The organism is Blautia sp. NSJ-175 (assembly GCF_022867815.1).
Classification (GTDB): domain Bacteria; phylum Bacillota; class Clostridia; order Lachnospirales; family Lachnospiraceae; genus Blautia; species Blautia celeris.
Map to the genome: position 1 here is coordinate 60,545 of NZ_JALIFQ010000005.1, position 25,347 is coordinate 85,891.

A 25,347-nucleotide genomic window follows, 5' to 3' on the forward strand; every position below is an offset into this window, starting at 1 on the left:
GCAAATTTTATTTCTGCTGTCTGCCTTCCCTGTATCACGTGTACTGCTTCTGCACAGTATCCGCTATTTCAGGGTCATATTCTTTTTTTCATTCACCGGAAGCTTTGCCGTAAAACAGATGCCTCTGTCTTCTGCCCTGGCTGTAATCTTTCCTTTATGAGCCTTAACAATGGCCTGGGCCACGGACAGACCGATTCCATAGCCTCCTGTCTCCCGGGACCGGGAACTGTCGGCCCGGTAAAAACGGTCAAACAGCCTGTTCAGATCCCCCTCCGGAATCTCCTGGCAGTCGTTGCAGACGGAAAGCTCCAGATACCGCTCTTTTTTCTCCAGAGATACCCTTACACTGCCCTCTTCCGGGCTGTATTTGACTGCATTGTCCATAAGGATGGTGACAAGCTGGCGGATATTGGCTTCGCATCCGTTCATATAAAGGCCTTCCGGTATGTTTTTTTCCATCTTCAGACCTTTTGCCTGCGCCATGGGAGCAAAGGCATCCACAGACTCCCTCACAGTCTCGGAACAGGAGAAATCTGCAGTCTGAAGCCTGTCCTGCATCTCATCCAGTCTGGAGAGTGTGAGCAGGTTCCTGACCAGCTCTCCCAGGCGCTCCACCTGGTTTCGGATACTTCTGGTCCACTCGCTCTCCCCCTCACACATTTCAATCACCTCCGCGTTGGCCAGGATTATGGCAATGGGTGTCTTGATCTCATGCCCCGCGTCTGTGATAAACTGCCTCTGCTTCTCCATGCTCTCGATCACAGGCCGGATTGCCCGCCCGGACAGTACGCTTACCAAAAACAATACCAGCACCAGACAGAAAAAAGCCACAATCAGGGAGATAACGGCAAAATTCCGGATGGACTGCAGATCATTGCCGCAGTCCACAAACACTAATAGGGTCTGCCCGTCCTCCTTAACGGTCTTCTGGTATTTATACTGTCCGCAGTAGCCCTTTTCCCTGTCCTTCTTAAGCACCTCACCGGCAAACGAAGCAGCCTCCTCCTCTGTGACTGCTGCCACATGGGTCAGATCTATCTGCATCTGTGAGACATCTGCGGCATTTTCAGACCCCGCTTTTGCTGCCGGGATCGTTACGGAAAAATATCGTGTCTCAAATGGTGTCTCCTCTGACATCCGATAGCCAAACAGACCACCTCTTCCGCGTATCCCCTTATCCTGCGGTTCCGCAAAGGCCTCTTCCTGCTTCCGTCCTTCCCCGGTCTGCCCCTCGGGGTCCTTTGGCACTGTCTCCTCCGCGTCCTTCGGCATTGTCTCCTCCGCGTCCTTCGGCATTGTCTCCTCCGCATCCTTCGGTACTGTCTCCTCCGCGTCTTTTGGCACTGTCTCCTCCGTCATCCCGGGCGGATGGTTTCCCTTGTCCCATTGTTTCGGAAATCTCCCTCCATTTTCAGCCAGCATTTCCAGAAGAATATCGGATTTCCCCGTGACCTGAAAAATATTCAAGCCATTGATTCCCCCTACCACCAGCAGCAGAACAGCCAGCAGGGAGATCATGGTGATCATGACAAATTTTCTCTGCAGTTTTTTAATCATATGCATACCTTTCCGGCTCAGACTTTTTTCTCCAGCTTATAGCCGATTCCCCTGGCTGCCCTGATCTCTATGGGCGCCTCCAGATTCTGCAGCTTTTTTCTCAGATAGGAGAGATAGACCCACACCACACTCACCTCTGCCTCCGCCTCAAAGCCCCATATCTTTTCCATAAACTGTTCTGCTGAGATGAACTGGCCGGAATTTCTCATGAGCATTTCCATCATCTGGAATTCCTTATTTCCAAGGCGGAGAGACTGGCTTTTATAAGCCAGCTCGAAATTCTCCCTGTTTAGGGTCAGACCTTCAAAATCCAGTATATTTGCGGAAAATTCTGATTTTCTTCTGGTCATGGCTCTGATCCTGGCAAGCAGTTCTTTCATGGCAAAGGGCTTTGGCAGGTAATCATCTGCTCCCATGTCAAGGCCTGTCACACGGTCTTCAATCTCTCCTTTTGCGGTGAGAAGCAGGATCGGTACGGTACTTCCCTGCTTTCTGAGCGCTTCAAGCACTTCAAGCCCGCTCATCTTCGGCATCATGATATCCAGGATAATACCGTCATACTCAGCCGCCTGGGCCCAGTCATAGGCATCTGCCCCGTTGTAAACCACATCTATGGAATACTTGTTGTGTTTCAGCACCGCTGCCAGCGCATTCGCCAGTTCCTTTTCATCCTCTGCAAGCAGTAAACGCATGTTTTCCCCTCCGTTTTTGTGATAAGATTGTTTGTTACCTTTTATCTTATCATAAAAACCTTAAAAGAAGCTAAAAAAATCCCCGGGCCGCAGATGATCTTCTGCAGCTCCGGGAACTATATATTTTTTTATCCAATGGGTTCCTTCTCATCGCCGTCACTGTAAATATGTACTGCATAATTCACGCCATCTTCCACATAATACTCCACTTCCACGCTGAGGCCCGATTTTATAATAACAGGACAATCCACAATCGCCATGCCTATATTATATTCGACTGCTCTGTCTTCTCCTTCACCTCCATAAGTACGTCCGCCTATGTTCTCTTCATCAATCCGCATGGTATTGCCATTCACATCAAGCACATATCCTGCAGTTTCGTATGTCTCTCTGCCGCCTGAAGGATCGTAATGTCCTTCTTCATCTGTGTACGCATCCTGATTTTCACTGCTTTCGTCTGTATTCTCCTGGGTGCCGGATTCATTACTCTCCTCTGACTGCTCCTGGCTGTCTGTCTGCTCCTGGCCGGCTGTCTTATCCTGATTGCTGTTCTCCTCTCCACCGGCAGTTTCCTGGCTGCCGGAATTATCACTTTTGTCCGATACCTTTACGTCTTCTGTCTTCTTTTTTGGTTCTATGACCTTTGCTTCTTCTTTCTTTTTGTTCTTGTCATTTTCTGCAGTCTTATCCTTCTTTGCTGTGTCTTCTGTCTTTGTCTTTGTATCTTTGTCCTCATTGCTGCTGCCGCAACCTGCCAGAAGACTTGCCGATAAGATTGCCGCTGCCGCCAAAACCATAATTTTTCCTGTTCTCATTATTTTTCTTGTATGATGTTTATAGAAGCTAAAACATCACATTTTCCTTTCTTTTAGTGATGTGACATAATACATTCAGATGCTGTGGACTTTTGATTTTCTTCTGTAGTCCAACTACTTAAAGGAGTGTATTGCCACGGTTTTATCTGAATCATTTATAAGCTGGATATTGCCACGAGGGAATTCCTTCCCGAGCACTTATTTCAATCAAGTCTATGAGGGTAAACACCTGTGGAATTGTCACAGTATCACACTCAGAAAGGAGATCTTATGATTTACGTAGGCATTGATATTGCCAAACTCAACCATTTCGCCTCTGCCATTTCTTCAGATGGTGAAATTATGCTTCAACCGTTCAAATTTACAAATGACTATGATGGCTTCCATCTGCTGCTTCACAAGCTCGATTCTTTCGATCCTGACAGCCTCATCATAGGTCTTGAATCAACGGCTCACTATGGCAACAACCTTCTTGAATTCCTTGTCAAACATAACTACAAGGTCTGTGTCATAAACCCTATCCAGACCTCTGCAATGCGAAAGAACAACATTCGCAAAACAAAAACGGATAAGGTAGATACTTACATAATTGCTAAAACTTTAATGATGGATCCTCACCGTTTCTTTTCGCAGCATGATCTTTCAATCATGCACTTAAAGGAATTGGGGCGTTTCCGCATGAAACTAATCAAGAAACGTACCCAGGGCAAGATTCAACTAATGTCGTATGTTGATCAGGCTTTCCCTGAACTGCAGTATTTCTTCAAATCTGGCATCCACCAGAAATCTGTGTATGCAGTTCTTAAAGAAGCACCTACGACCAAAGACATTGCTTCTATGCACCTGACCCATCTGTCACACTTGCTTGAGGTTTCCTCCCACGGTCATTTCAAGAAAGACACAGCGACTGAATTAAGGATTCTGGCACAGAAGTCTGTCGGTTGCAACGACAGTTCTATATCTACTCAGATTACTCAGACCATTGAACTGATCGAGTTACTGGATAGCCAGGTTCATGACGTTGAATCTGAAATGGAATTGATTGTCAATTCTTTGGCTTCCATCATTATGACCATTCCGGGCATTGGTTTTATCAATGGCGGAATGATACTGGGCGAGATTGGCGATATTATGCGCTTCTCCAGCCCATCAAAAGTGCTTGCATTTGCTGGTCTTGATCCGACTGTCTATCAGTCTGGAAACTTTAACGCCAGCCATACCAAGATGTCCAAACGTGGGTCTTGTCCCCTTCGCTACGCTTTGATAAATGCAGCACATAACGTTGTCAAAAACAACAAAACCTTTAAAGATTACTATGATCAGAAAATCTCAGAGGGAAAGTCCCATTACAATGCCTTAGGTCATTGTGCCGGGAAGTTGGTTCGCATCATTTATAAAATGCTCACTGACAACGTTTCGTTTAATTTGGATTAATATCTGACCGTTCATATATATTTTTAAAAAGCACCCTATGGGAGCTCTATTAAAGTTAGCCATTTTTCCGGTCAGAAAATAAATATAATCTTTTGCTAATTTAGGGTTGACTTTTCATAGCTGGTCTCCTTTGTTTATTTCTTTCAGGGGTGGGTTTATACATCCAATTCCGGCTGAAAATTATTTTCTCCGGAATCGGATGATATCCTGCATGGAATCTGCTCCGGTTCCCAGGCCTTCACAAGCTTTCCATCCAAAAACCCGAATGTCTGGCGGTATATCACGCTGTCCCAAACCTCAGGGTTCTTATCTGCCCCATTACAAAATACTCCCAGGCTGTATATGATATAACTCCCCTCATATCTCTCTACCTGCTGTACATGGGATGGGTGATACCCCAGCACCAGATCTGCCCCCGCTTCAACGGCTCTGTGTGCCCACTCCTCCTGACTTTTGCCGGGCTTTTGGGCCCCTTCTTTGCCCCAGTTCATGCACACGACGATCATGTGTGCGCCTGCACCCTCAGCAAGCCGTATATTTTTAACCAGCAGTGCCTGCATATCCATGGATCTGTCAAGCACATCAATGCCGATGAAGCCAATTTGAATCCCGTTTATATTTTTGAAAGAGACACGGTCATGTCCGAAAGCTCCGACTCCCGCTTCATTTAACGCGATAGCCGTGTCATAATATCCGTCCTGTCCATAGTCCTTTGTTCTGTCATTCGCCAGGTTCACCAGATCGATGGAACCTTCTTTGAGGATTTCCGCGTATTCTTTCTGTCCTTTGATGGGATGCTTCCTGCCTGCCGCCGTTTCCTCTGACATATCACCGATAAAATTCGTGACATTTACATCCGCCTTTTCAAGCTCTGTTTTCACATTCTGAAAAAAATAGGCAGGGTTTTCTTTCTTCTCGTATGTCTCCAGGAAACTGCCTTTTATACCTGTTCCCCGCTCATCGCCAAAGATACAGGTACCGATCGCTCCTATTGTCACCTTTGTCATCTTGGCTTCCAGCTCCGCCTCCCGGGCTGATCTGGCCTTTAATTCCCTCTCTGCAGATACCTTTGGTACAAACACCAGGGAGAGAAAAAGCAGGGCTGCCAGCAGAAGAACTCCTGATGTCAGCATTTTCTTCATGCGTCTGACCTTGCGTGCCCGCCTGATTCGGTTCCTTCTTATCTTTTTATCCATAATAATCCCTCTTTTGCAGCAAAAAACTGGATTTGCTGTCCATGTTTGGTATTATATAGAAAAGATGTTACTAATATAAGCAATCTTGTTTTACGTTTACACGACTTTAATAGAACAAACTCATGACTATTTTTTTAATGAACTGACAAAGTTTGTGACTATTTTTGCGTTTCTATGTACAATAAAAAATAAATTCTTAACATGTCCCGTAGCAACTATGTAAAATTTCCTCTTTCAATCCACTGTTTAAGCCTGATTCCGGATGTAATCTATGACAAAATGCGTTATAGATGTGTAACATTCTGCTGCACCATAGGTTCCGGTTCTATATTATCAGACTATAATAGGTTTTGCGCGATAACAGCACCAACGTAAATCGTATATGCACAAACGTTTTCTGCTGTCATTCCAAACTCCTGTATATCCCTTTACAAAACAGGACATAAAAAGAGAGGATTATACTTTTTTCATAAGATATGCTGTAAGCAAGGAGGCAGAAAAATGGAATGGTTAAAAAAACTGAGCAGTGCCATCGCATATATTGAGGAAAATCTGGACAAGGAAATTTCCTATGACAAAGCAGCGGAGATTGCCTGCTGCTCCACCTATTATTTTCAGCGAATGTTTTCCTATGTGGCAGGTATTCCCCTGTCTGACTATATCAGGAAGAGAAGAATGACCCAGGCTGCCTTTGAACTGCAGCGCACAGACCATAAGGTTCTGGATATCGCCTTAAAATACGGCTATACTTCCCCAACTTCCTTTAACCGCGCCTTTCAAAGTGTCCATGGCATTCCCCCCACCGCCGCCAGAAATGAGGGATGTGTGTTACATGCCTATCCTGCCGTCACGTTTTCCGTGACCGTGACAGGAGAAACGCCCATGGCCTACCGGATTGAACAGAAGGGTCCTATGCGCATTGCAGGTATCCGCATATCCCTGACAGAAAACATGGAGAAAAACATGGAAGGCATTCCCGCCTTCTGGAAACAAACCATGGAAGGCCCGAAATTCCGGGAAATCTGCGCCCTTGCTGACCGGGAACCACGGAATATACTGGGCGTCAGCACTTACCGGGACCCACAGAATATCTTCTATTATATTGCTGCCCAGACAGAAGGGCCGGTGCCGGAAGATATGCTGGACTACACAATCCCCGCTGCCACATGGGTTGTGTTTGAAAGTGACGGCAGCCTGAAAGAACAGGTGCAGAGCATTTTCCGCCGCTTTATGACAGAATGGCTTCCATTCTCCGGTTACGAGTACGCCTATCTGCCGGATGTGGAAGTCTATCCCATATATGAAAAACAGCCGGAGAACGGACATTTTCAGGTATGGATCGCAATCACAAAGAATAAGGAGGAATGATCATGGATCACAAAGTAGAAATCAGAGAAATCGAGCCCATACGGGCTGCATACATGAAATATCGGGGAGACGCCGCAAAAGCAAACCGCATGTTCCCCAAAGTGTTTCAATCCGTACGCGGAAAGACAAACGGGTCTCCTTTCTTCTCCTATCTCAGCATGGACCCGGAAACGAAAATGGGGAATATGGAACTGTGTGTCCCCACGCAGGAAACACCGGCCGGCAGCAGTGTAAATGTGAAAGTTTTCCCCCGCATACGGGCGCTCTGCGTCACACATACCGGTTCCTATGATACACTTTTTCAGGCATATGCCGCAATCGATCACTTTGCCGCAGAGCACCACCTGGTTCTAAGACCTCCCTTCCGGGAGATTTTCCTCAAAGGACCGGGCATGATCATAAAAGGAAACCCGGATAAATACATTACGGAAATCCAGTTTCCCATTGAGGAGGATTGATAGGCCATGCAGCAGACATCACCTTACGCCATCTGTGCCGAACAGGTGTACAAGCAATATAAAAACGGCGTGCAGGCCCTGTCCGGCCTCAGCCTGACAGTAAAAAGGGGCGAGATCTTTACCCTTCTTGGGCAGAACGGCGCCGGCAAGTCAACACTCATACGAATTTTGACCACCTTTTTGAAACCCGGTTCCGGAAAGGTATCTGTTCTGGGCCTGGACCTTAACCGGGACGCGGAGCGCATACGGGCAAAAATTGCCTGTGTCTCCCAGCAGACCTCTATTGATATGCATTTGTCTCTCAGAGAAAATATGATGTTTCAGAGCCGTCTATACCGAATTCCGAAAGCCGCGGCAAAAAAACGCATGGACATGCTGATTGACGCATTTGACCTGACACAATATCTGAAATATCCCGTCTCCTCCTATTCAGGCGGCGTAAAAAGGCGGCTGGACATTGCTCTGAACCTTATGTCGGAACCGGAAATCCTGTTTCTGGATGAACCTACTGTGGGCATGGATATCCAGTCCCGCATGGCTATGTGGAAGATGATGGAGAAGATCCGGGAAGAATTCGGCACCACTGTCTTTCTCACAACACATTATCTGGAGGAGGCTGACAGTCTGAGTGATACAGTCTGTATCATGAAGGAGGGAAAAGAAGTGGCCCAGGGAACCCCTTTTGCCCTGAGGCAGTATATCAGACAGGATATGATCCGGATCACCTTTTCTTCCAAATCTGCCGCCGGGGATTCTGTAAAACGGATGTCCGGTCTCTTTCTGCCGGACAGGATCAGAATACAGGACAACTGCTGTCTGCTCTTTACGGAAGATATCCGCCGCGATATGGAAACTGCCAATGTGTTTCTGTTAAAGAATCAGATTCCCTTTCTGGGCATTGAGATAAAACAGCCGTCCCTGGATGATATTTTTCTGAAACTCACAGAGGACAGCAAACAGGAGGCATGCATATGACAGTCTTTACGATCTTATGGAAAAATATAAAATGGCGCTTTCACAACAAGCTCACCATTATCATCACCCTGACGCAGCCAGTTCTCTGGCTGGTATTATACAGCGCCGTGGCAGGACAGACCTTGCAGGGCACAGAGATAGGAAATTACACGGCATTTATCCTGCCCGGCCTCATGGTGCTGGTCTCCTTCTCTGTGTGCAGCAGCAGCGGAATCATGAATTATATGCTGAAGGCAGAGGGAAGCTTCTACCGGATTCTCATCGCTCCGGTCCAAAGAACCTCCGTCATACTGGGGCAGATATTGGAAGGTGTTCTCTGCACTTTTCTGGAAGTCGGCCTTATGGGGCTCATCAGCCTTTTCTTTTCCGTGAGATTCCGTACCGGTATATCAGGCTTCTGCATCATTCTGCTTCTGATCTTTCTGACTGCCTTTTTTATGTCCGGAATCTGTTACGGCATCAGCCTGATCCTTCCCAATGAAATGGTGTACGAGTCTGTGATGAACGCCATTGTGCTGCCCGTGTTCTTTTTAAGCTCTGCGCTGTTTCCTGTGGATAGAATCACCGGTATACTGAAAATCCTGGTAAGCGGCAATCCCTTTACCCATGTGATCAACAGCATCCGCTCCATTTTGCTGGGCAAAGCGGTGTCAGGCCGTGAGTTAGTCTTCACCATATGTCTGCTTCTGCTCATGGGCGGACTGGGATTTTGCTTTGCTGCCGTCAGACTGAACAGGGAAACAGATCTGTGATCATTTCTGCCTATTTTTCTCCTGCATGTACCTCTCTATTTCTTCATGCGTCAGCCTCCGCACCCGGGTAAATGGGTACTCCCGGTATTCTTTCACGGAAAAGACAGGTGACATGGCTTCACATATTTTGTTTCTGTTCTTTTTCAGGTAACTCTGCAGTTCTTCTTCACCGGGGAAAATTTTATACGAAATTCTTCCCCGGCTGCTCTTTATCTCATAGATGCCGCAAGACTTTTTCATGGCCACATCCGCTGTGCGCAGATAAAGCTTTGCCTGTTCCAGAGACTGAAAGGGGAAATTCCATCTCTGCAGCCCTCTTCTCAAATCCCGTTCTATACAAATACAGCGCCCGCATGTTCCGCAGATATATTGGGTATGATGACTCAGGCAGTCTACGGGATTCAGCAGCGGTGTGATTCGGCTGTTGTCAATATAACATTCTTTGCACATTGTAAACATGTCCCTCCCCTTTTTACTTCAGTTTCTCTTTTTAAAATAAGTATAAACGATGACATTATGTGAGAGTCAAGGCCGTATATTCCTGTTCTTACATCCATTTTCATGCTGCACCTGTCAGGATAAATGCGGCCGTAATTGCCACCTGTCTTCTGATTGCTGCCCTGCTGCTTCAAAATAATTGACACTTATGTACCAAATGTTTAAAATAGAGTAATCAATCCATAATCCATTACAGCCAAAAGGAGTTATCCCATGATAATTAAAATAGAAAAAGCATGCCGCAGCGACGCTAAAAGGCTTGCCGAAGTTTATAATATGAGTTTTTACAGCGACTATTTAAAGTACGGGGAATGCCCGGGATATAACAAAACAGAAAATGACATTCTGGATAACTTACAAAAACGTGATGTTTATAAGATAATCGCTGATGGCGCCATTGTTGGCGCAGTCTCTGTCAGGCCGGAAGGGGATGAGTCCTACTATCTTGGCGCTCTCTGTGTCATACCCAAATACGCCAACAAAGGCATTGGACAGACAGCCATGCGTTTTCTTGATAAAAAATACCCCAACGCCAGACACTGGGCGTTGGAGACACCTTCCGATAAAACACAGAATCACTATTTTTATAAAAAATTCAATTTCAAAATAACAAAAGAATATATGTCCGGAGGTATTGCTATCTCTTTCTTTGAACGCAGCATACAACCCTGATTTTCTTTGGCAGACGAAAAAAAGGGGACTGCTTTCCGACAGCCCCCTTCTTTCATCTCTTCTCTTACTCTTCTTCCAGATCATTGGTCAGTTTAAATCTGTCCAGTACATAAAACAGCAGGCTTAAAAGCATACCCACTACACAGGCCAAAACCATACCCTTCAATTCAATCTGTCCAAATTTCACCGAAATTCCCGACAACCCGGTCACAAAAATAACCGAGGTCAGTGCCAGGTTCCTGGAACGTCCGTAATCCACGCGTCCGTCCACCAGAATACGGATACCGGAAGTACCGATCATACCATACAGAAGGAAGGAGATTCCCCCGATGACCGGTCCCGGAATGGTACTGATAAGGGCTGACAGTTTACCTACAAAAGAGCAGATGATCGAAAGCACCGCTGCCCCGCCGATCACATACACACTGTAAACCCTTGTCACAGCCATAACCCCAATATTCTCTCCGTAAGTGGTAGTCGGCACAGAACCGATAAACCCGGAGATCATAGTAGAAAAATTATCCGCAAAAAGAGAACGGTGCAGACCCGGATCCCTGATCAGGTCCCTTCCTACAATCTTCCCTGTTACGATCTGATGTCCAATATGCTCTGAGGCGATGACCAGAATAACCGGCAGAATGATCAGGATTGCCTGCAGATTAAATTTCGGCGCAGAGAAATTCGGCAGTGCAAAAATTGAGGCATTCGCCACCTCCGTAAAATCCACGATCCCGCAGAGAAGTGCTGCCGCATATCCTGCCAGAATAGCGATCAGAATAGGAATCACGGACAAAAATTTCCGAAACACCACCGACCCGATCACAGCGACACCAAGCGTCACCAAAAACACAATGGCATTCTTCGGATTGACCACCTCATCCAGCATCCCCGCATTACTGGCCGCCGTAGAAGAAAGCTCCAGACCGATAAGCGCCACAACCGGCCCCATAGCTGCCGGAGGAAGCACAATATCGATCCAATCCGACCCAAACTTATAAATAATGAAAGACAGGATGCACCCCAAAAATCCCACTGCCACGAACCCGCCAAGCGCATAGGCATATCCAAACTTACTGATCACAATACTGGCCGGCGCAATAAAAGCAAAACTGGACCCCAGATAGGCCGGCGCCTTCCCCTTAGTGATCAGTATAAACAACAGCGTCCCCACACCGTTCATAAACAGAACCACCGCCGGATTGATTCCAAACAAAAACGGAACCAACACAGACGCCCCGAACATGGCAAACATATGCTGAATACTGAGCGGTATCAGAAGCTTTGGCGGAACTTTCTCTTCCACCTGGATAATTCTTCGATTTTCCACAATATTTCTCCTCTCTAAATTCCTTTTCGGTTTATTTTAACACAATAAGCTACAATCTTCCATACAAAAATCGCCGTTTTTCCTTTCTTTCATCCTCCCCTGTCCCCAGAACATTCCGTGCCAAGTAATATGATTTACGCAGTACCGATATGGTACATTCTGCTTCATACCATGGCTGGCTGCCTTGCTTTTTCATGTCTGCAGAATGAAAACACCTGGTGATATACAGAACCGGCACATATTATGACTGCAGATTTTCTTTATTTTACAGTTAGTCACAAAGGATGAACACAGATTTTTCCTGCTTTACAGATAATTGGAAAAAGATATTTAGCTTTCGTTGGTAGTTTTAGATGCCTCGCCGTGGTTTTTCCTCTCTTTACGGATAATTTGAAAGTAGCATTTGGCTTTTGTAGGTAATTTTAAGGTGTTTCGCCGTGGTTCTTCCTCTCTTTACAGATAATTTGAAAGCAGCATTTGGCTTTTGTAGGTAATTTTAAGGTGTTTCGCCGTGGTTTTTCCTCTCTTTACAGATAATTTGAAAGTAGCATTTGACTTTTGTAGGTAATTTTAAGATGTTTCGTCATGGTTTTTCCTCTCTTTACAGATAATTTGAAATCCCCTCTTACCTTTCGTATGTAATCCAAGAAATTTTCACCGCTAACTCACCTATTTTTACATATAATTCAAGAAAAATCTTTAGAATCCATACGTAAATCCAAAATTTTCAAACTGACAGACCTCATTATTACCCAAATGATATCTAATCCATAACTCTGCCCTGAGAAAACCAGGGATGAGGCGGTGTGCAGCCGGGGACGGCGGGCGGGGGGCTGTTTGTGTCAGCGAGGTTAAGTGGAAGGGTCTGTGAAATCCACCTCCTACGGAAACTTAGGCGCGAGTGGAGGTTAGTTCACAGTCCTGGAACGTCGAGCGGACACAAACAGACCCCCGCCCGCCGTCCCCGGCTGCACACCGCCTCATCCCGTCCCCTTTGCCGCAAAAAAAGAGCCCGCATGCAACTTCCACACGAACTCTTTTCCCCTATCTCTATTTCATTTCCAGTTCAAACCCAAAATAACGCACCGCATTATTATAAGAAATCCCCTTCACAATCCTCTCCAGCATCTTCATATCCTTAGGATACTCTCCATTTTCCACCCAATTACCGATCATCTCACAAAGTATCCTTCTAAAATACTCATGCCTCGGATAAGAAAGAAAACTTCTGGAATCCGTCAGCATTCCGATAAAGTTCCCCAGCAGACCTAAGTTTGCAAGAGATGTCATCTGCTTTGTCATCCCTGTCTTATGGTCATTGAACCACCATGCAGACCCCTGCTGAATCTTTCCCACAGCATCTGAATTCTGGAAACACCCGATGATTGTTCCAATTGCCTCATCATCATTGGGATTCAAACTGTAAATCACCGTTTTCGGAAGATTTCCCTCTGCATTCAGCGCATTTAAATAATCTGCGATCTGACCTGACGGCGCATAATTATTGATACAGTCATACCCTGTATCCGGCCCCAGTTTTTCAAACATATCCGTATTATTATCACGCTTACATCCATAGTGGAGCTGCATAGCCCAGCCCATCTTCGCATATTCCCCGGCAACAAAAAGCATGAACGCTGTCTTAAACTTCAGCTCTTCCTCCCTGGTAACCGTCTCCTCATTCAACCGCTTCTGGAAGACAGCCTCAACCTCCTCATCAGAAGCCGGAACATACATGACATACTCCAGCCCATGATCTGACGCCCGGCAGCCCATCTCATTGAAAAATGCCATTCTGGACTTCAGCGCTGCTTTCAAGTCCTCAAAAGACTGGATATCCATATTAGCCGCCTCTGCCAGTGTCTCCAGATACTGACCGTAATCCGGTTTTTCCAGATTCATGGCCTTATCCGGTCTCCATGCAGGAAGTACCTGTACCGGGAAACTCTCATCTTCTGCCAGCATTTTGTGCCATTTCAGGTCATCTGCCGGATCGTCGGTGGTGCAGATCAGCGTAACATTTGACTGGAGGATCAGATTTCTTGCACTCATGGAAGCCTCCTGAAGCTTTGCATTACACAAATTCCATACTTCCTCTGCCGTGTCACCGTTTAACACACCTGTATATCCGAAATACCGCTGCAGCTCCAGATGACTCCAGTGAAACAGAGGATTGCCGATGGCTTTCTCCAGTGTATCCGCCCATTTCTGGAATTTTTCTCTGTCTGGTGCGTCTCCGGTGATATAACGCTCCTCCACACCATTGGAACGCATCTGGCGCCATTTGTAATGGTCTCCGCCCAGCCATACCTGTGTGATGTTCTCAAACTTTCTGTCCTCTGCGATCTCCTGCGGATTGATGTGGCAGTGGTAGTCAAGAACCGGCACCTTTGCCGCAAAGTCATGATATAATTCCTGTGCGGTGGGGGTGCTCAATAGAAAATCTTTGTCCATAAACTGTTTCATAAAACATTACCTCCTTTTATTTTACACATATCCCATCAGACTTGGCAGCCAGAGACTGAGCTGCGGGATATAAGTTACCAGCATAAGTACAACGAAGATCGCTGCAAAATAGATCAAAAGCTGTCTGAACACCGTCTCTATCTTCACCTTTCCCACCTTGACGCCCACAAACAGTGTGGTGCCCACAGGCGGTGTGATGGTTCCGATACAGAGGTTGAAGATCAGCATGATACCAAAATGGATAGGATTCATGCCAAGCGCCGTACACACCGGAAGGAAAATCGGTGTGAAGATCAGGCAGGCAGGTGTCATATCCATGAAAGTTCCTACAATCAGCAGAATCACATTGATCAACAGGAAGATAACGATCTTGTTGCTGCTGATGGCCAGCAAACCATTGGAAACGGCTGTGGGGATATTGGTAAATGCCATAACCCATGACATAATACTGGAAACACCGATCAGGAAAATAATAATACCTGTCATCTCAGCGCTTTCCTTGAAAATCTTGGGCAGGTCCTTCAAGCTGATGGAACGGTAAAAGAACAGGGATAAAACAAGACTATATACAACCGCCACCACAGACCCCTCTGTGGCTGTGAAGATACCGCCGATGATACCGCCGATCACAATAATGATAAGCAGCAGACACGGCAGAGCCTGTAAAACAATTTTCATGGCTTCTTTAAACGTAAATTTTGTTTTTGCCCGGTATCCTTTTTTCTTTGCAATGAAATAGATCACCAGCATACATGCCAGTCCCCACAAAATCCCGGGTATGTAGCCCGCCATAAAGAGCGCTGCCACAGAAGTTCCGCCGCTGACCAGGGAGAAGGTGATCATAACATTGCTTGGCGGAATCAAAAGCCCGGTTGGGGCAGTGGCAATATTGGCAGCCGCGGAGAAGTTAGGGTCATATCCCTCATCCTTCTCAATCGGGCCGATGATGGACCCCATGGCTGAGGCTGCCGCTGTACCGGAACCGGAAATGGCTCCGAAAAGCATGTTTGCAATGACATTTGTCTGGGCCAGCGCACCGGGTGCACGTCCTGTGATGAGCTTTGCCAGATTGATCAGACGGACCGCGATGCCGCCCTTATTCATGATATTTCCGGCCAGAATGAAAAACGGTATGGCAAGAAGACTGAACACGGAAATACCGGAAAAAATCCTCTGCGCGCCGGTGAGAACCGCAACACTTGTATCCATAACCGGCAGAATGGCGCATACGGAAGAGATTCCCAGCGCTACTGCAATGGGCACACCTGCCAGCAGCATGATGACCAGCAGAACCAATATGATCAATCCTGAAACTAATGCTGTATTCATAATCGAAACTCCTTTTCCTCAGATTATTCTTTCACTTCCCGGTGCTCCTGCTCATATCCGCTGCACAGATCCACAATATTGAAAATGGAGTACAGCACAATGAGCACGCCGGAAAGCGGTACGACCGTATAGATGATACCCATGGGGATTCCCAGGGAAGCCGTCTTCTGGGTCATGGTAAGGTTCATGATCGTAGCTCCGCCGTAAATCATAACACTTCCGGCCAGGAGCATGATCAGGATTTCGATCACAATTTCCAGGACTTTTCTTTTTGTCCCTGTGATCTTATCTGCTAAAAATCCCATACGCATATGGTCTCTTTTACCAAACACATAAGCGGAGGCAAGCAGCGCCATCCAGGTAAAGCTGTAGGTCAGAAGCTCCTCGGAAACGGTGCTGGGACTGTTGAAGAAGTAACGGATCACGATTTGATAGGTTCCGATGCATACCATAAACGCAAAAATAACAGCACAGGCAGAGCTTAAGATCGTATTGATAACTTTTCGGATTGAATGTAAGGCTTTCATTTACTCTTCCTCCTTTGCGTATTTCTCATTGATTTTCTGGATATGGTCATACAATTCCTGAATGTCCGGGTTATCATCCAGCATATCCTGCTGCACATTGGACACCTTGTCCTTAAATGCCTGCACATCCACGTCAATGAACTCCACACCCATCTGGTTCTGCGCAATATCTTTTGCCTCTTCCACCTGCTTGTCCCACTCTTCCATCTCCACCTCTGTGGACAGAAGGGCAGCCTGTTCAAATACTTCACGTTCTTCACTGCTCAGTCCGTTTAAAAATTTCAGGTTTCCGATCAGCATATCCGGCACCATCTGGTGCTTGTTGTAAGAGTAGTATTTTGCCACTTCCCCGTGTTTGTTATTGGTAAGGGCAAGCTCATTGTTCTCCGCACCGTCAATGACACCCTGCTGAATGGCGGTGTAAACCTCGCCGAAACTCATAGGGGAGGCAGCCGCGCCGAAAGCTTTTACCATGTTTACACTGGCCGGACTCTGCTGTACACGGATTTTCAGGCCTTTTAGATCCTCCGGTGTATGAATCGGTTTTTTTGCGTAAAAGCTTCTGGTTCCCGCATTGTACCAGGTCAATACCCGAAAACCTGCCTCGTCCGTGGACGCATAGACCTGATTCATATAGTCCGTATCGCCCATTACCTCATGATAGGCTTCCTCGGAAGTAAACAGATACGGCATGCTGAACACCTCATATATATCTGCAAAAGTCTCCAGGTTGGCTGTGCCCGCCACAACAAAGTCAATGGCTCCTGTCTGCGTCAGCTCTATGGCCTTCTGTGCGGAACCCAGTATCTCATTTGGAAAAATCTGAACCTCGTATTTGTCTCCCAGATTCTCCTCCACATATTCCTTAAATTTTAAAAGTCCCAGATGCTCCGGATGTGTCTCAGACTGGGCATGGGAAATCCGAACGATTCTCTTCTCACTTTTAATGGAAGAACAGCCGCCAAGTCCCAGAACTGCAGTGACACATAAAGCAAGTATAAAGGCTTTCTTTAATCCTCTCATGATTCTTTTCCTTTCACTCTTTTTCCGCTACGTTTATGCGGAAATTTTAAAACCGCCTTTGGCGATGGGCTTTTTATCAAAAATCTGTGGTGCACCGTTTTTCCAGACGGCACCGCACATATTTTCTGTGCTCCACGCTTTCTCCTTTTAAGACCTCCATTAGGGAGTCAATTGTCATCTTGCATAACAAGTCACCCCTGCCGTCTATGGATGTCAGCTCCGGCTCACATCCAATGGAAAGTTCTGAATTATTGTAACCTATAATACTGATATCCTGCGGTACGGACAGCTTCTTTGCCCTGGCGTATTTTACTGCGCCCACTGCCAGACCGTCATCTGTGGCAATGACGCCGTCAAACACCAGATCTCTTCTGGCCAGCAGAATGTCCCGCACCAGATGGATCTCATTTTTGATGTAGACCTTGCGCTCCCCGAACACCGGAATGCCTGCAGCCTTCAGGGCATCCTCATACCCCTGCAGCTTATGCATGGCACTGTATGAATAAGAATCACTGAGAAACAGGATCTGCTTTCTGCCTGAGGCGATCATAGCGGAAACGACATCAAACACGGACTGGTAATCATCTGTGAGCATACAGTAGATATTCTCCCCGTCAATGAAACCGTTCATAATAAACACAGGAATCTCTTCGGAAGCCTTCTTAATATAAGTAATGTCTTCCCCGTACTCCTTGTCCCCCGCGTAGCAGGAGCCCACTAAAAGCAGCGCGTCAATGCGTTTCTGCAGAATCATCTGCACAGAGATCTCCTTATCCTCCTGCTCATATCCGCTGCAGTATAAAATGCAGTCATAACCGTAATTTCTCAGGTTCTTCTCCAGATATGCCACAGCAGATGCCATATAATGGTCTGAAACACTTGGACAGATGATTCCCACTGTCTTCATGGAGTTCAGGCTCATGCCCCTGGCAAATACATTGGGTATATAGTCATTTGCTGCCATGACTGCCCGTACCTTTTCTTTTGTCTTTTCACTCACCTTTGGGCTGTCATTGACCACTCGTGATACGGTGGCAATGGAAACCCCTGCAAGCTTCGCGATATCGTATATGTTCATAATCCCACGTTCCTTTCGCTGTGGAAGTGTAAGCCCTTACACTTTATTTTTCATTATACAGACAGGAAAACAAAAAAGCAATTCTTTTTGCCGCGATATTTTTCACAAGTTTTCTCTTTTATTTTTGTGAAATATTAATAAAATTCTTGTTTTTTGTCCAATTTTTAAAATTCATGTTGACGAACTCCCCACCAAGTTGTAGATTTAGTGTAAGCCCTTACATTTCATACTTAGCTATTATATGGAATCGCATTTTATAAAGGAGGATGAATATTCCCATGCAGACTTATCTGAAGATTCATCCGGATGACAGTGTTGCCGTAGCGCTTGCTCCGCTTGCAGCAGGCACCTCTGTCCATTTGGATCATAAGGAAATCCTGTTATCAGAAGATATCCCCCAGGGTCACAAGTTTGCCCTGAAGGACATCCGGGCAGGGGAGGCAGTTATAAAGTACGGCTCTCCCATCGGACAGGCCAGGGAGGACATTGCCCAAGGCTCCTGGATTCATACCCATAATATGAAAACAGGCCTGGGAGATCTTCTTACCTATACTTATCATAAGGATGCGGCAGAGCTTGCCCCCACTGAGGAGCGCTTCTTTCACGGGTACAGAAGAAGCAATGGCCAGGCCGGTGTCCGCAATGAAATCTGGATCATTCCAACCGTCGGCTGCGTCAACAACGTGGCAGAAGCCATTGAAAAACAGGCACAGATCTATAAGACCGGCACCATTGATGACATCGCAGCCTTTCCTCATCCCTACGGATGTTCCCAGATGGGGGAGGATCAGGAACACACACGCAGGATACTGGCAGACTTGATCAACCACCCCAATGCAGGGGGCGTCCTTGTATTGGGCCTGGGGTGTGAGAACAGCAATATAGAGGAACTGAAGCGATATATCGGTTCCTACGATCCCAAAAGAGTTCGTTTCCTGGTGGCGCAGGAATCTGAGGATGAGATCCGCGACGGGCTTGCCGTCATCCGGGAACTTGCAGAATATGCAGGCAGTTTTTCAAGAGAACCCATAAGCTGCAGGGAACTTGTCATCGGCATGAAATGCGGCGGCAGCGACGGTCTGTCCGGCATCACAGCCAACCCGACCGTGGGCGGCTTCTCAGACCTGCTCATCTCCAAAGGAGGCACTACGATCCTCACCGAGGTACCGGAAATGTTCGGCGCGGAGACACTGCTTATGAATCGCTGCGCCAATGAAGCGCTGTTTGACAGGACCGTTGAACTGATCAATGACTTTAAAAATTATTTCAAAAGCCACAACCAGACCATCTATGAAAACCCGTCCCCCGGCAATAAAAAGGGAGGGATCTCCACGCTGGAAGACAAATCCATGGGATGCACACAAAAATCAGGCAGCGCGCCTGTAAAAGGTGTTCTCGCCTACGGGGAACCGGTAAAGGAAAAGGGTCTGAACCTGCTCAGCGCCCCGGGCAATGATCTGGTGGCCTCCACAGCCCTGGCTGCTTCAGGCGCCCATATTGTCCTGTTCACCACAGGAAGAGGCACCCCTTTCGCCTCCCCTGTGCCCACCGTGAAAATCTCCAGCAATACTGCCCTCTATGAGAAGAAAAAAAACTGGATTGACTTCAACTGCGGTCCCATGACAGAGGGTGTGCCCTTAGAGGAGCTGAGCAGTCAGCTTTTTGAGTATGTGCTGCAGGTCGCTTCCGGTGAGAAAGTCAAAGCAGAGAAAGCCGGTTTTCATGACATGGCTATTTTCAAACAGGGTGTTACGCTTTAACACATTTCGCGTGACAGCGCCTGTGGATGGTAATGTAAATATAACAACAGGGGAATAAAAATCATGGAAAAACTCAGTTATCAGATATTAAAAGAACAGAATTACAAAGGCTATCTTCTCCGGGAGGCTCCCGAACGTGTCCTCCAATTTGGGGAAGGAAATTTTATGCGGGCCTTTACAGACCATTTTATTGATATGTTGAATGAAAAGACAGGTTTCAACGGCAAGGCAGTTCTTGTCCAGCCCCGGCCAAAACGCCCCGGCCACAGCCTGGCTGATGACCTGAACACCCAGGAAGGGCTTTACACCTTATATCTGCGCGGCTTTGAAAACGGAAGAAAGGTCAGTGACAAGCGTGTCATCTCCTGTGTCAGCCGCTGCCTGAATGCCTATGAAGATTACGACGCGGTCATGGCCTGCGCCGAAAATCCTGATCTGCGCTTTATCACCTGCAACACCACCGAGGCCGGAATCGTATACGACCCTGCCTGCAGGTTTCAGGACAGACCGGCCTCCAGCTTTCCGGGCAAGCTGACCCAGTTTCTCTACCGCCGTTATGAAATCTTCGGCAGCGAAAAAGGAAAGGGATTCGTTATTCTTCCCTGTGAGCTTATTGCGGAAAACGGAAAAGAGCTGAAAAAATGTGTGCTTTCGTATGCCGCACAGTGGAATCTGGAGGAAGGCTTCCTTACATGGCTGGAGGAGGAGAATATGTTCTGCTCCACGCTTGTGGACCGCATTGTCACCGGCTTTCCTAAAGGGGAAGAGGATGCGCTGAATGAGGAAAACGGCTATCTGGACGCCGCCATGGATACCGGTGAAGTCTTTGCCTTCTGGGTCATTGAGGGACCTGCTGCTTTAAAACAGGAACTTCCATTTGAGAAGGCCGGACTTCCGGTCCTCATCACAGATGACCACAAACCATACAAGGAGCGCAAGGTCCGAATCTTAAACGGCGCTCATACCTCCATGGTCATGGGGGCATATCTGGCCGGGTTCGATATCGTGCGGGACTGTATGGAGGATGATGTAGTCTGCGGCTTTATGAATAAAGCAGTCCATGAGGAGATCATCCCCACCCTGTCTCTTCCCAAAGAGGAGCTGGAGAGTTTCGCCTCCGCCGTCACAGAGCGTTTTAAAAACCCGTTTATCGACCATGCACTGCTGTCCATCTGCCTGAATTCCACCTCCAAATGGAAAGCCAGGGTCCTGCCGTCCCTGAAGGCGTATATGGACAGGACAGGAAAACTGCCGCTCTGTCTCACAGCCTCCTTTGCCTTCTATCTGGCGTTTTACCGGGGGAAGGAACTGACAGACGCGGGTCTTGCTGCCGTACGTCCGGACGGTGGTGCTTATACTGTGTCGGACGACAGAAATGTTCTCTCCTTTTTTGCAGCACATAAGGATGATACCACAGAGGAATACGTGCACGCGGTCTGTGGCAATGAAGCACTCTGGGATATGGATCTGTGCTCTATACCCGGATTTGAAGCCGCTGTCACAGATATGCTGAACAAGATCCAGCGCGACGGCGCATATGAAATGATGAAATCCGTCTGCTGATTCTTTAAAAAATAAAAGTGCCCCATATGGAAGCCTGTAAATTTCCGGTTTTCCATATGAGGCACTTTTATTTTGTTCCGCATTTCTCACCCGCTGTATTCTGAATCCGGAGGACACCGCCGCATAAAATACATGTCCGCCGCTTATCCCTCCGCCTGTTTCTCTGCGACAGCACAGATTGTCGTATCCCGGCCTGTAAACGCCTTTCCTGCCACATTATCATAAAATTCCGTGCAGCACAGCCCTGCACGCTCTATTTCCTTTTTTAAGGTTTCCCTGGTGTACCGCTGGTTCCAAAGATTATAACAGTGGCAGTCCTCCTCTGTGATTACCAGATACTGCTCCAGAGTGTTATCTGTCTCGGGATATCTGTAATTGCGCTGAATGACCACATGAGGTCCGGCTGACCAGAATCCCTTATCCTGATACTGAACCGTCTCCAGTTCTTCAAAAGGCAGAGCACGGGTAAATCCGTCAAGAATAAGGATTCCACCCTGTTTCAGTGCCTTTTTTATTTTCCCCAGCAGAATCCTCCTGTCCTTTGGAGGCAGTACACCGAAATCACAATAGATCAAAGTTATGACATCAAATGCATTCTCCTCATCCATATCCAGATAATTCTTATATTCATACCGGATGTCCCTCTTTGTCCCGGCAGCATGTTCTCTGGCGTATTGGACGGACCGTCTGGAAAAATCAAGACCTGTCACCTGAAATCCCCTGTCATCAAACAGCTCTGCATAGAGTCCCGGTCCGCATCCCAGGTCCAGAAGCTTCTTTCCCGCTCCTCCCCCGCAGCGCTCTGCAATCCAGTCCGCGGATCTTTGTATAAATTCATGCTTCCTGGTTGCGCCTTCCGCATCCGGGTCCAAGTGCGCCTCCAGCATATATCCGGAAATATTCTCATCATCCCAGAAAGCGGAGGAGCTGGCTTCATATATCTGCGGTTTTTGTTTTATATACTCAATCAGTTTCCTGCTGCTGTTATTTTCCAAATATTTTCTCCCTGTCCTGTTTCTGCCGTGTCTACCGGTTTCCATCACTGCAGTTTGCCGCGTCAATGGCGATCACCGTCAGCAGGCCGATCAGCTCATCGTCCTGGCAGGCATAGTCGATCACATACGTGTCCCCCCAGTGAAAGGGCTCTTTCCTGATATGCATGATCGGGCAGCATTCCTGATAGACATCGTAATCCCATTCCAGAAAATCGCCTTCCACTCTCCAGTCATTATAGTCGATCTCATATTTGGGCTTAAACAATGCAAAGCGTTTTTGGATACTCCCCAGAGCCCTGCCCCCTGCAATCAGCTCAAACCGGGGCATGACAGTCATCAGTTTTTCTTTCACCATGCCTACTTCCTCACCGGTATCGTGACGGTAAATGTGTATCTTATGGCCAATAGACAGAAACTCTCCTTTGACAAAATACTTCGGGTTACCGTATTCATCGTACACATCATAGGTGTCTGTCCAGGAAAATACCCTCTGTTTTATCAGTAATTTCATAAATCCTCCTCCGTTTTTCCTTTTCCTTTGCCTGTATGCTTATATCTTACCACAATACCTGTACTTTATGGAACAGAAATCGTTACTCTCACTGCTTGCCCGGCAGCACGCTTCGCGGGACAGTGCTTACCATTCAAGCAGCGCGGCTCCCCAGGTCAGACCAGCTCCGAATCCTGACAGGATGATCTTGTCCCCCTTTTGCAGCCTTCCTTCACGGTTCATCTCATCCAGCAAAATGGGAATACTGGCGGCGGATGTATTGCCGTGACGTTCCAGATTTATGGGAAATTTTTCCTCCGCCTCCTTTAGTCTTTTGGCAACTGACTGGATGATTCTGCTGTTGGCCTGGTGCAGAACATAATACCTGATCTCCTCTTTCTCTGTCCCGGTCTTTTCCAGTACCTGTGTAATACACTCCGGCACCTTTTTTACGGCAAATTTGAAAACAGGCTGTCCTTCCATGGCAACATAATCCGCCTCCTGGGCACCGGGTACCAGAACGTTCTTCATCTGGCGGGCACCACAAGTAAGAACACTGTCCCCTCTGCCGTCTGACCACTGGACCATATCCATGAATCCTGTCTCATGAGCCTTTACCACGACGGCCCCTGCCCCGTCCCCAAACAGCACACATGTACCTCTGTCTTCCCAGTTGAGGAGCTTTGACAGAGTTTCCGCTCCGATGATCAGCGCATTTTTGTAAACTCCGCTTTTTATATACGCCTGAACCGTGCTTAAGGCAAATACAAACCCCGAACACGCTGCACTTAAATCGAATCCAACGGCGTTCCAGGCACCGATTTCCTTCTGTACCCGGCAGGCAGTATTTGGGAAAAATGAATCCGGTGTACAGGTAGCCACTAGGATCAGCTCCACATCCGCGGCATCCATTCCCGCATTCTCCAAAGCCTTTTTGGCGGCGCGGCATGCCAGAATGGTTGTATTTTCCTCTTTTGCAATCCTTCTCTCCCGGATTCCGGTCCGTGTGGAAATCCACTCATCATTTGTATCCACGATCCTGGACAGATCATCATTTGTCACAATATTTTCGGGAACTGCACTGCCTGTTCCGACTATCCTCGCTACCATATTCTTCCTACCTCTTATTCCATCATATTTTCACCGGATAACTGTTCAGCGCAGTAAATGCGCAGACCTGCTGAATCATTACTTCACAGAATCACATCCGGGAATTCATTTAAACTTTCAAATAGTTTGATTATCAAATCTTTTCTTTCAAAGTATACTAAGAAAGAGACCGTTTGTCAACTACACAAACGGCCTCCCGGTATCTATTCATCCTCTTTATAAATTTTCTGTATTTCCTGGGAAAGCTCCCGGCTCAGATCATCCAGGTCAATTCCCGTTCCCACACCCCGGTATGGGGCATTATCCGGCTCCGGTCTGCGGTTATAGTCCTGTTCCCGCAGCTTTGCCATATCGGGGATCTCTCTTGTCTTCTCTCCCGGCTCCTCTGCCGGCCTGCGCGGTGTCTGGCTGCGCGGCGTCTGGCTGCGGCTGCCGCCCCCGCTTCTTCCTGTTCCGGAAGATGTCCGGCTCTGGGCCGTATTATTTCTGCTCTTCTCTGTGGTCTTATATACCGTTTTCTTCCTGGTCTTCTTTTTCCTGCCCGGCAGCGTGGGAAGGCTGAACTTCCGTTTCTTCCGGTTGAAAAGCGGTTCCCGGCTGCTGCCTTTGCTGCCCTGCTTTTTCTCCCTGTTTCGAAGAAGAGGCGCTGCCTGCACCGCGATTCCGAGAAAAGCCAGGATCAGACCCAGCAGCCATGTACCCGCGCCGCCGTCTTTGCCTGTCATGGAAAACAGGATCCTGATAGCGCCAAGACCGCCGCAGATACCCGTGATGCCGATGATCACATACTCCTCATATCCGATAGCCATGGTGGCCGCAAAGATTCCTATGGCAATACAGATGATCCTGCCCGTGTCCGTAGGCGCACTGAAAAAAGAGTTTGCCAGCGCATATACAAGGCCTGCGCACAGCACGAAAATTCCAAGTTTATAAAATACCCATGCAAGCGCACCCAGCACCACCGCTCCGGCAAGTCCCGCGATCACCACATATTTTGCCTCGTGCAGAAAATAATACCCTGCAATACCGCCCGCTGCGGCACCGATCACAAGCCCGAGGATACTGCCCCAGACTTTCCTGAGCTTATAGCCCATAAAACAGTTCAGCAGTGCAAATATAAGCCCTGCCAGCATAATTCCCGTCGTATACTTTTCCACAACATTCCCGTACTGGGAAGTCACAATGTTTAAAATATCTGCCGGATTCATTTTGATCACCTTACCCCTTATCTGTTTATGTAACTGTTCTTCACCTGCAGTCCC

At 47.4% G+C, this 25,347-nt stretch carries 23 protein-coding genes; 8 read left to right on the forward strand and 15 right to left on the reverse strand.

The features are described from left to right. Positions 1–63 precede the first annotated feature (63 nt). The 3 genes from MUB35_RS09570 to MUB35_RS09580 all read right to left on the reverse strand — a co-directional run bounded on the left by MUB35_RS09570 (position 64) and on the right by MUB35_RS09580 (position 3,064). The gene (locus tag MUB35_RS09570; RefSeq protein ID WP_158587269.1) at positions 64–1,557 is read right to left on the reverse strand and encodes a sensor histidine kinase; all 1,494 of its coding nucleotides are present in this window, start codon (positions 1,555–1,557) and stop codon (positions 64–66) included. A 17-nt stretch (positions 1,558–1,574) separates the two neighbouring features. After that, on the reverse strand, positions 1,575–2,249 hold the full coding sequence (locus tag MUB35_RS09575; protein WP_033140926.1) for a response regulator transcription factor: 675 nt from the start codon (positions 2,247–2,249) through the stop codon (positions 1,575–1,577). Between the two features lie 128 nt (positions 2,250–2,377). Further along, positions 2,378–3,064 carry a hypothetical protein gene (locus MUB35_RS09580; RefSeq protein ID WP_227211533.1) on the reverse strand — a complete coding sequence of 229 codons (687 nt, stop codon included), beginning with the start codon at positions 3,062–3,064 and terminating at the stop codon, positions 2,378–2,380. A 270-nt stretch (positions 3,065–3,334) separates the two neighbouring features. On the opposite strand from MUB35_RS09580, the gene MUB35_RS09585 reads away from it, so the two are divergent. Then, positions 3,335–4,498 (forward strand): IS110 family transposase, encoded by a 1,164-nt coding sequence (locus MUB35_RS09585; RefSeq protein ID WP_033139523.1) that lies wholly within the window; start codon positions 3,335–3,337, stop codon positions 4,496–4,498. Positions 4,499–4,653: 155 nt separating this feature from the next. On the opposite strand, the gene MUB35_RS09590 is transcribed toward MUB35_RS09585, so the two are convergent. Further along, positions 4,654–5,694: a CapA family protein gene (locus tag MUB35_RS09590; protein ID WP_052099377.1), complete on the reverse strand. Its 1,041-nt coding sequence runs from the start codon at positions 5,692–5,694 to the stop codon at positions 4,654–4,656. Positions 5,695–6,195: 501 nt separating this feature from the next. Between MUB35_RS09590 and MUB35_RS09595 the strand changes: the two genes are divergently transcribed. The 4 genes from MUB35_RS09595 to MUB35_RS09610 are packed head-to-tail and all read left to right on the forward strand — an operon-like array spanning position 6,196 to position 9,247. Beyond that, complete coding sequence (locus MUB35_RS09595) at positions 6,196–7,062, forward strand: AraC family transcriptional regulator (RefSeq protein WP_244806103.1); 867 nt, start codon at positions 6,196–6,198, stop codon at positions 7,060–7,062. A gap of 2 nt (positions 7,063–7,064) precedes the next feature. Beyond that, on the forward strand, positions 7,065–7,520 hold the full coding sequence (locus tag MUB35_RS09600) for a GyrI-like domain-containing protein (protein WP_033140923.1): 456 nt from the start codon (positions 7,065–7,067) through the stop codon (positions 7,518–7,520). A 6-nt stretch (positions 7,521–7,526) separates the two neighbouring features. Continuing rightward, positions 7,527–8,495, forward strand: a complete 969-nt coding sequence (locus MUB35_RS09605) for an ABC transporter ATP-binding protein (protein WP_244806104.1) — start codon at positions 7,527–7,529, stop codon at positions 8,493–8,495. Then, on the forward strand, positions 8,492–9,247 hold the full coding sequence (locus MUB35_RS09610) for an ABC transporter permease (RefSeq protein ID WP_244806105.1): 756 nt from the start codon (positions 8,492–8,494) through the stop codon (positions 9,245–9,247). The genes MUB35_RS09605 and MUB35_RS09610 overlap by 4 nt, the downstream gene beginning before the upstream one ends. Here the strand turns inward: MUB35_RS09610 and MUB35_RS09615 are convergent, their stop codons facing one another. Continuing rightward, a complete protein-coding gene (locus tag MUB35_RS09615; RefSeq protein WP_227211541.1) occupies positions 9,248–9,697 on the reverse strand; it encodes a hypothetical protein in 450 nt (149 codons plus the stop codon). Between the two features lie 261 nt (positions 9,698–9,958). On the opposite strand from MUB35_RS09615, the gene MUB35_RS09620 reads away from it, so the two are divergent. Next, positions 9,959–10,417 carry a GNAT family N-acetyltransferase gene (locus MUB35_RS09620; RefSeq protein ID WP_033140919.1) on the forward strand — a complete coding sequence of 153 codons (459 nt, stop codon included), beginning with the start codon at positions 9,959–9,961 and terminating at the stop codon, positions 10,415–10,417. A gap of 64 nt (positions 10,418–10,481) precedes the next feature. Here the strand turns inward: MUB35_RS09620 and uraA are convergent, their stop codons facing one another. The 6 genes from uraA to MUB35_RS09650 all read right to left on the reverse strand — a co-directional run bounded on the left by uraA (position 10,482) and on the right by MUB35_RS09650 (position 18,167). Further along, the gene (uraA, locus tag MUB35_RS09625; RefSeq protein WP_244806106.1) at positions 10,482–11,744 is read right to left on the reverse strand and encodes a uracil permease; all 1,263 of its coding nucleotides are present in this window, start codon (positions 11,742–11,744) and stop codon (positions 10,482–10,484) included. Between the two features lie 1,050 nt (positions 11,745–12,794). Continuing rightward, positions 12,795–14,210 (reverse strand): glucuronate isomerase, encoded by a 1,416-nt coding sequence (gene uxaC / locus MUB35_RS09630; protein ID WP_244806107.1) that lies wholly within the window; start codon positions 14,208–14,210, stop codon positions 12,795–12,797. 21 nt (positions 14,211–14,231) lie between these two features. Next, a complete protein-coding gene (locus MUB35_RS09635) occupies positions 14,232–15,539 on the reverse strand; it encodes a TRAP transporter large permease (RefSeq protein ID WP_103732854.1) in 1,308 nt (435 codons plus the stop codon). A 23-nt stretch (positions 15,540–15,562) separates the two neighbouring features. Continuing rightward, a complete protein-coding gene (locus MUB35_RS09640) occupies positions 15,563–16,066 on the reverse strand; it encodes a TRAP transporter small permease (RefSeq protein WP_148392341.1) in 504 nt (167 codons plus the stop codon). Then, a complete protein-coding gene (locus MUB35_RS09645) occupies positions 16,067–17,089 on the reverse strand; it encodes a TRAP transporter substrate-binding protein (RefSeq protein WP_033143270.1) in 1,023 nt (340 codons plus the stop codon). Between the two features lie 76 nt (positions 17,090–17,165). Then, positions 17,166–18,167: a LacI family DNA-binding transcriptional regulator gene (locus MUB35_RS09650; protein WP_244806108.1), complete on the reverse strand. Its 1,002-nt coding sequence runs from the start codon at positions 18,165–18,167 to the stop codon at positions 17,166–17,168. 278 nt (positions 18,168–18,445) lie between these two features. On the opposite strand from MUB35_RS09650, the gene MUB35_RS09655 reads away from it, so the two are divergent. Further along, positions 18,446–19,927, forward strand: a complete 1,482-nt coding sequence (locus tag MUB35_RS09655; RefSeq protein ID WP_103733006.1) for a UxaA family hydrolase — start codon at positions 18,446–18,448, stop codon at positions 19,925–19,927. 63 nt (positions 19,928–19,990) lie between these two features. Then, positions 19,991–21,490, forward strand: coding sequence for a tagaturonate reductase (locus MUB35_RS09660; protein ID WP_244806109.1), 1,500 nt, complete (start codon positions 19,991–19,993; stop codon positions 21,488–21,490). A gap of 143 nt (positions 21,491–21,633) precedes the next feature. On the opposite strand, the gene MUB35_RS09665 is transcribed toward MUB35_RS09660, so the two are convergent. The 4 genes from MUB35_RS09665 to MUB35_RS09680 form a co-directional block, all read right to left on the reverse strand. Then, entirely contained in the window at positions 21,634–22,485 is an 852-nt protein-coding gene (locus tag MUB35_RS09665) for a class I SAM-dependent methyltransferase (RefSeq protein ID WP_103733004.1), read from the reverse strand. 31 nt (positions 22,486–22,516) lie between these two features. Then, positions 22,517–22,996: an LURP-one-related/scramblase family protein gene (locus MUB35_RS09670; RefSeq protein ID WP_103733222.1), complete on the reverse strand. Its 480-nt coding sequence runs from the start codon at positions 22,994–22,996 to the stop codon at positions 22,517–22,519. 126 nt (positions 22,997–23,122) lie between these two features. Next, complete coding sequence (locus MUB35_RS09675; RefSeq protein WP_054352899.1) at positions 23,123–24,085, reverse strand: beta-ketoacyl-ACP synthase III; 963 nt, start codon at positions 24,083–24,085, stop codon at positions 23,123–23,125. A gap of 203 nt (positions 24,086–24,288) precedes the next feature. Beyond that, a complete protein-coding gene (locus tag MUB35_RS09680; protein ID WP_118593896.1) occupies positions 24,289–25,293 on the reverse strand; it encodes a TMEM198/TM7SF3 family protein in 1,005 nt (334 codons plus the stop codon). Positions 25,294–25,347 lie beyond the last annotated feature (54 nt).

Excerpts from the sequence above, each read along its gene's own strand:
- MUB35_RS09570 (WP_158587269.1), bottom strand. The coding sequence starts at position 1,557 with ATGATTAAAAAACTGCAGAGAAAATTTGTCATGATCACCATGATCTCC.
- MUB35_RS09575 (WP_033140926.1), bottom strand. The coding sequence starts at position 2,249 with ATGCGTTTACTGCTTGCAGAGGATGAAAAGGAACTGGCGAATGCGCTG.
- MUB35_RS09580 (WP_227211533.1), bottom strand. The coding sequence starts at position 3,064 with ATGAGAACAGGAAAAATTATGGTTTTGGCGGCAGCGGCAATCTTATCG.
- MUB35_RS09585 (WP_033139523.1), top strand. The coding sequence starts at position 3,335 with ATGATTTACGTAGGCATTGATATTGCCAAACTCAACCATTTCGCCTCT.
- MUB35_RS09590 (WP_052099377.1), bottom strand. The coding sequence starts at position 5,694 with ATGGATAAAAAGATAAGAAGGAACCGAATCAGGCGGGCACGCAAGGTC.
- MUB35_RS09595 (WP_244806103.1), top strand. The coding sequence starts at position 6,196 with ATGGAATGGTTAAAAAAACTGAGCAGTGCCATCGCATATATTGAGGAA.
- MUB35_RS09600 (WP_033140923.1), top strand. The coding sequence starts at position 7,065 with ATGGATCACAAAGTAGAAATCAGAGAAATCGAGCCCATACGGGCTGCA.
- MUB35_RS09605 (WP_244806104.1), top strand. The coding sequence starts at position 7,527 with ATGCAGCAGACATCACCTTACGCCATCTGTGCCGAACAGGTGTACAAG.
- MUB35_RS09610 (WP_244806105.1), top strand. The coding sequence starts at position 8,492 with ATGACAGTCTTTACGATCTTATGGAAAAATATAAAATGGCGCTTTCAC.
- MUB35_RS09615 (WP_227211541.1), bottom strand. The coding sequence starts at position 9,697 with ATGTGCAAAGAATGTTATATTGACAACAGCCGAATCACACCGCTGCTG.
- MUB35_RS09620 (WP_033140919.1), top strand. The coding sequence starts at position 9,959 with ATGATAATTAAAATAGAAAAAGCATGCCGCAGCGACGCTAAAAGGCTT.
- uxaC (WP_244806107.1), bottom strand. The coding sequence starts at position 14,210 with ATGAAACAGTTTATGGACAAAGATTTTCTATTGAGCACCCCCACCGCA.
- MUB35_RS09635 (WP_103732854.1), bottom strand. The coding sequence starts at position 15,539 with ATGAATACAGCATTAGTTTCAGGATTGATCATATTGGTTCTGCTGGTC.
- MUB35_RS09640 (WP_148392341.1), bottom strand. The coding sequence starts at position 16,066 with ATGAAAGCCTTACATTCAATCCGAAAAGTTATCAATACGATCTTAAGC.
- MUB35_RS09645 (WP_033143270.1), bottom strand. The coding sequence starts at position 17,089 with ATGAGAGGATTAAAGAAAGCCTTTATACTTGCTTTATGTGTCACTGCA.
- MUB35_RS09650 (WP_244806108.1), bottom strand. The coding sequence starts at position 18,167 with ATGAACATATACGATATCGCGAAGCTTGCAGGGGTTTCCATTGCCACC.
- MUB35_RS09655 (WP_103733006.1), top strand. The coding sequence starts at position 18,446 with ATGCAGACTTATCTGAAGATTCATCCGGATGACAGTGTTGCCGTAGCG.
- MUB35_RS09660 (WP_244806109.1), top strand. The coding sequence starts at position 19,991 with ATGGAAAAACTCAGTTATCAGATATTAAAAGAACAGAATTACAAAGGC.
- MUB35_RS09670 (WP_103733222.1), bottom strand. The coding sequence starts at position 22,996 with ATGAAATTACTGATAAAACAGAGGGTATTTTCCTGGACAGACACCTAT.
- MUB35_RS09675 (WP_054352899.1), bottom strand. The coding sequence starts at position 24,085 with ATGGTAGCGAGGATAGTCGGAACAGGCAGTGCAGTTCCCGAAAATATT.
- MUB35_RS09680 (WP_118593896.1), bottom strand. The coding sequence starts at position 25,293 with ATGAATCCGGCAGATATTTTAAACATTGTGACTTCCCAGTACGGGAAT.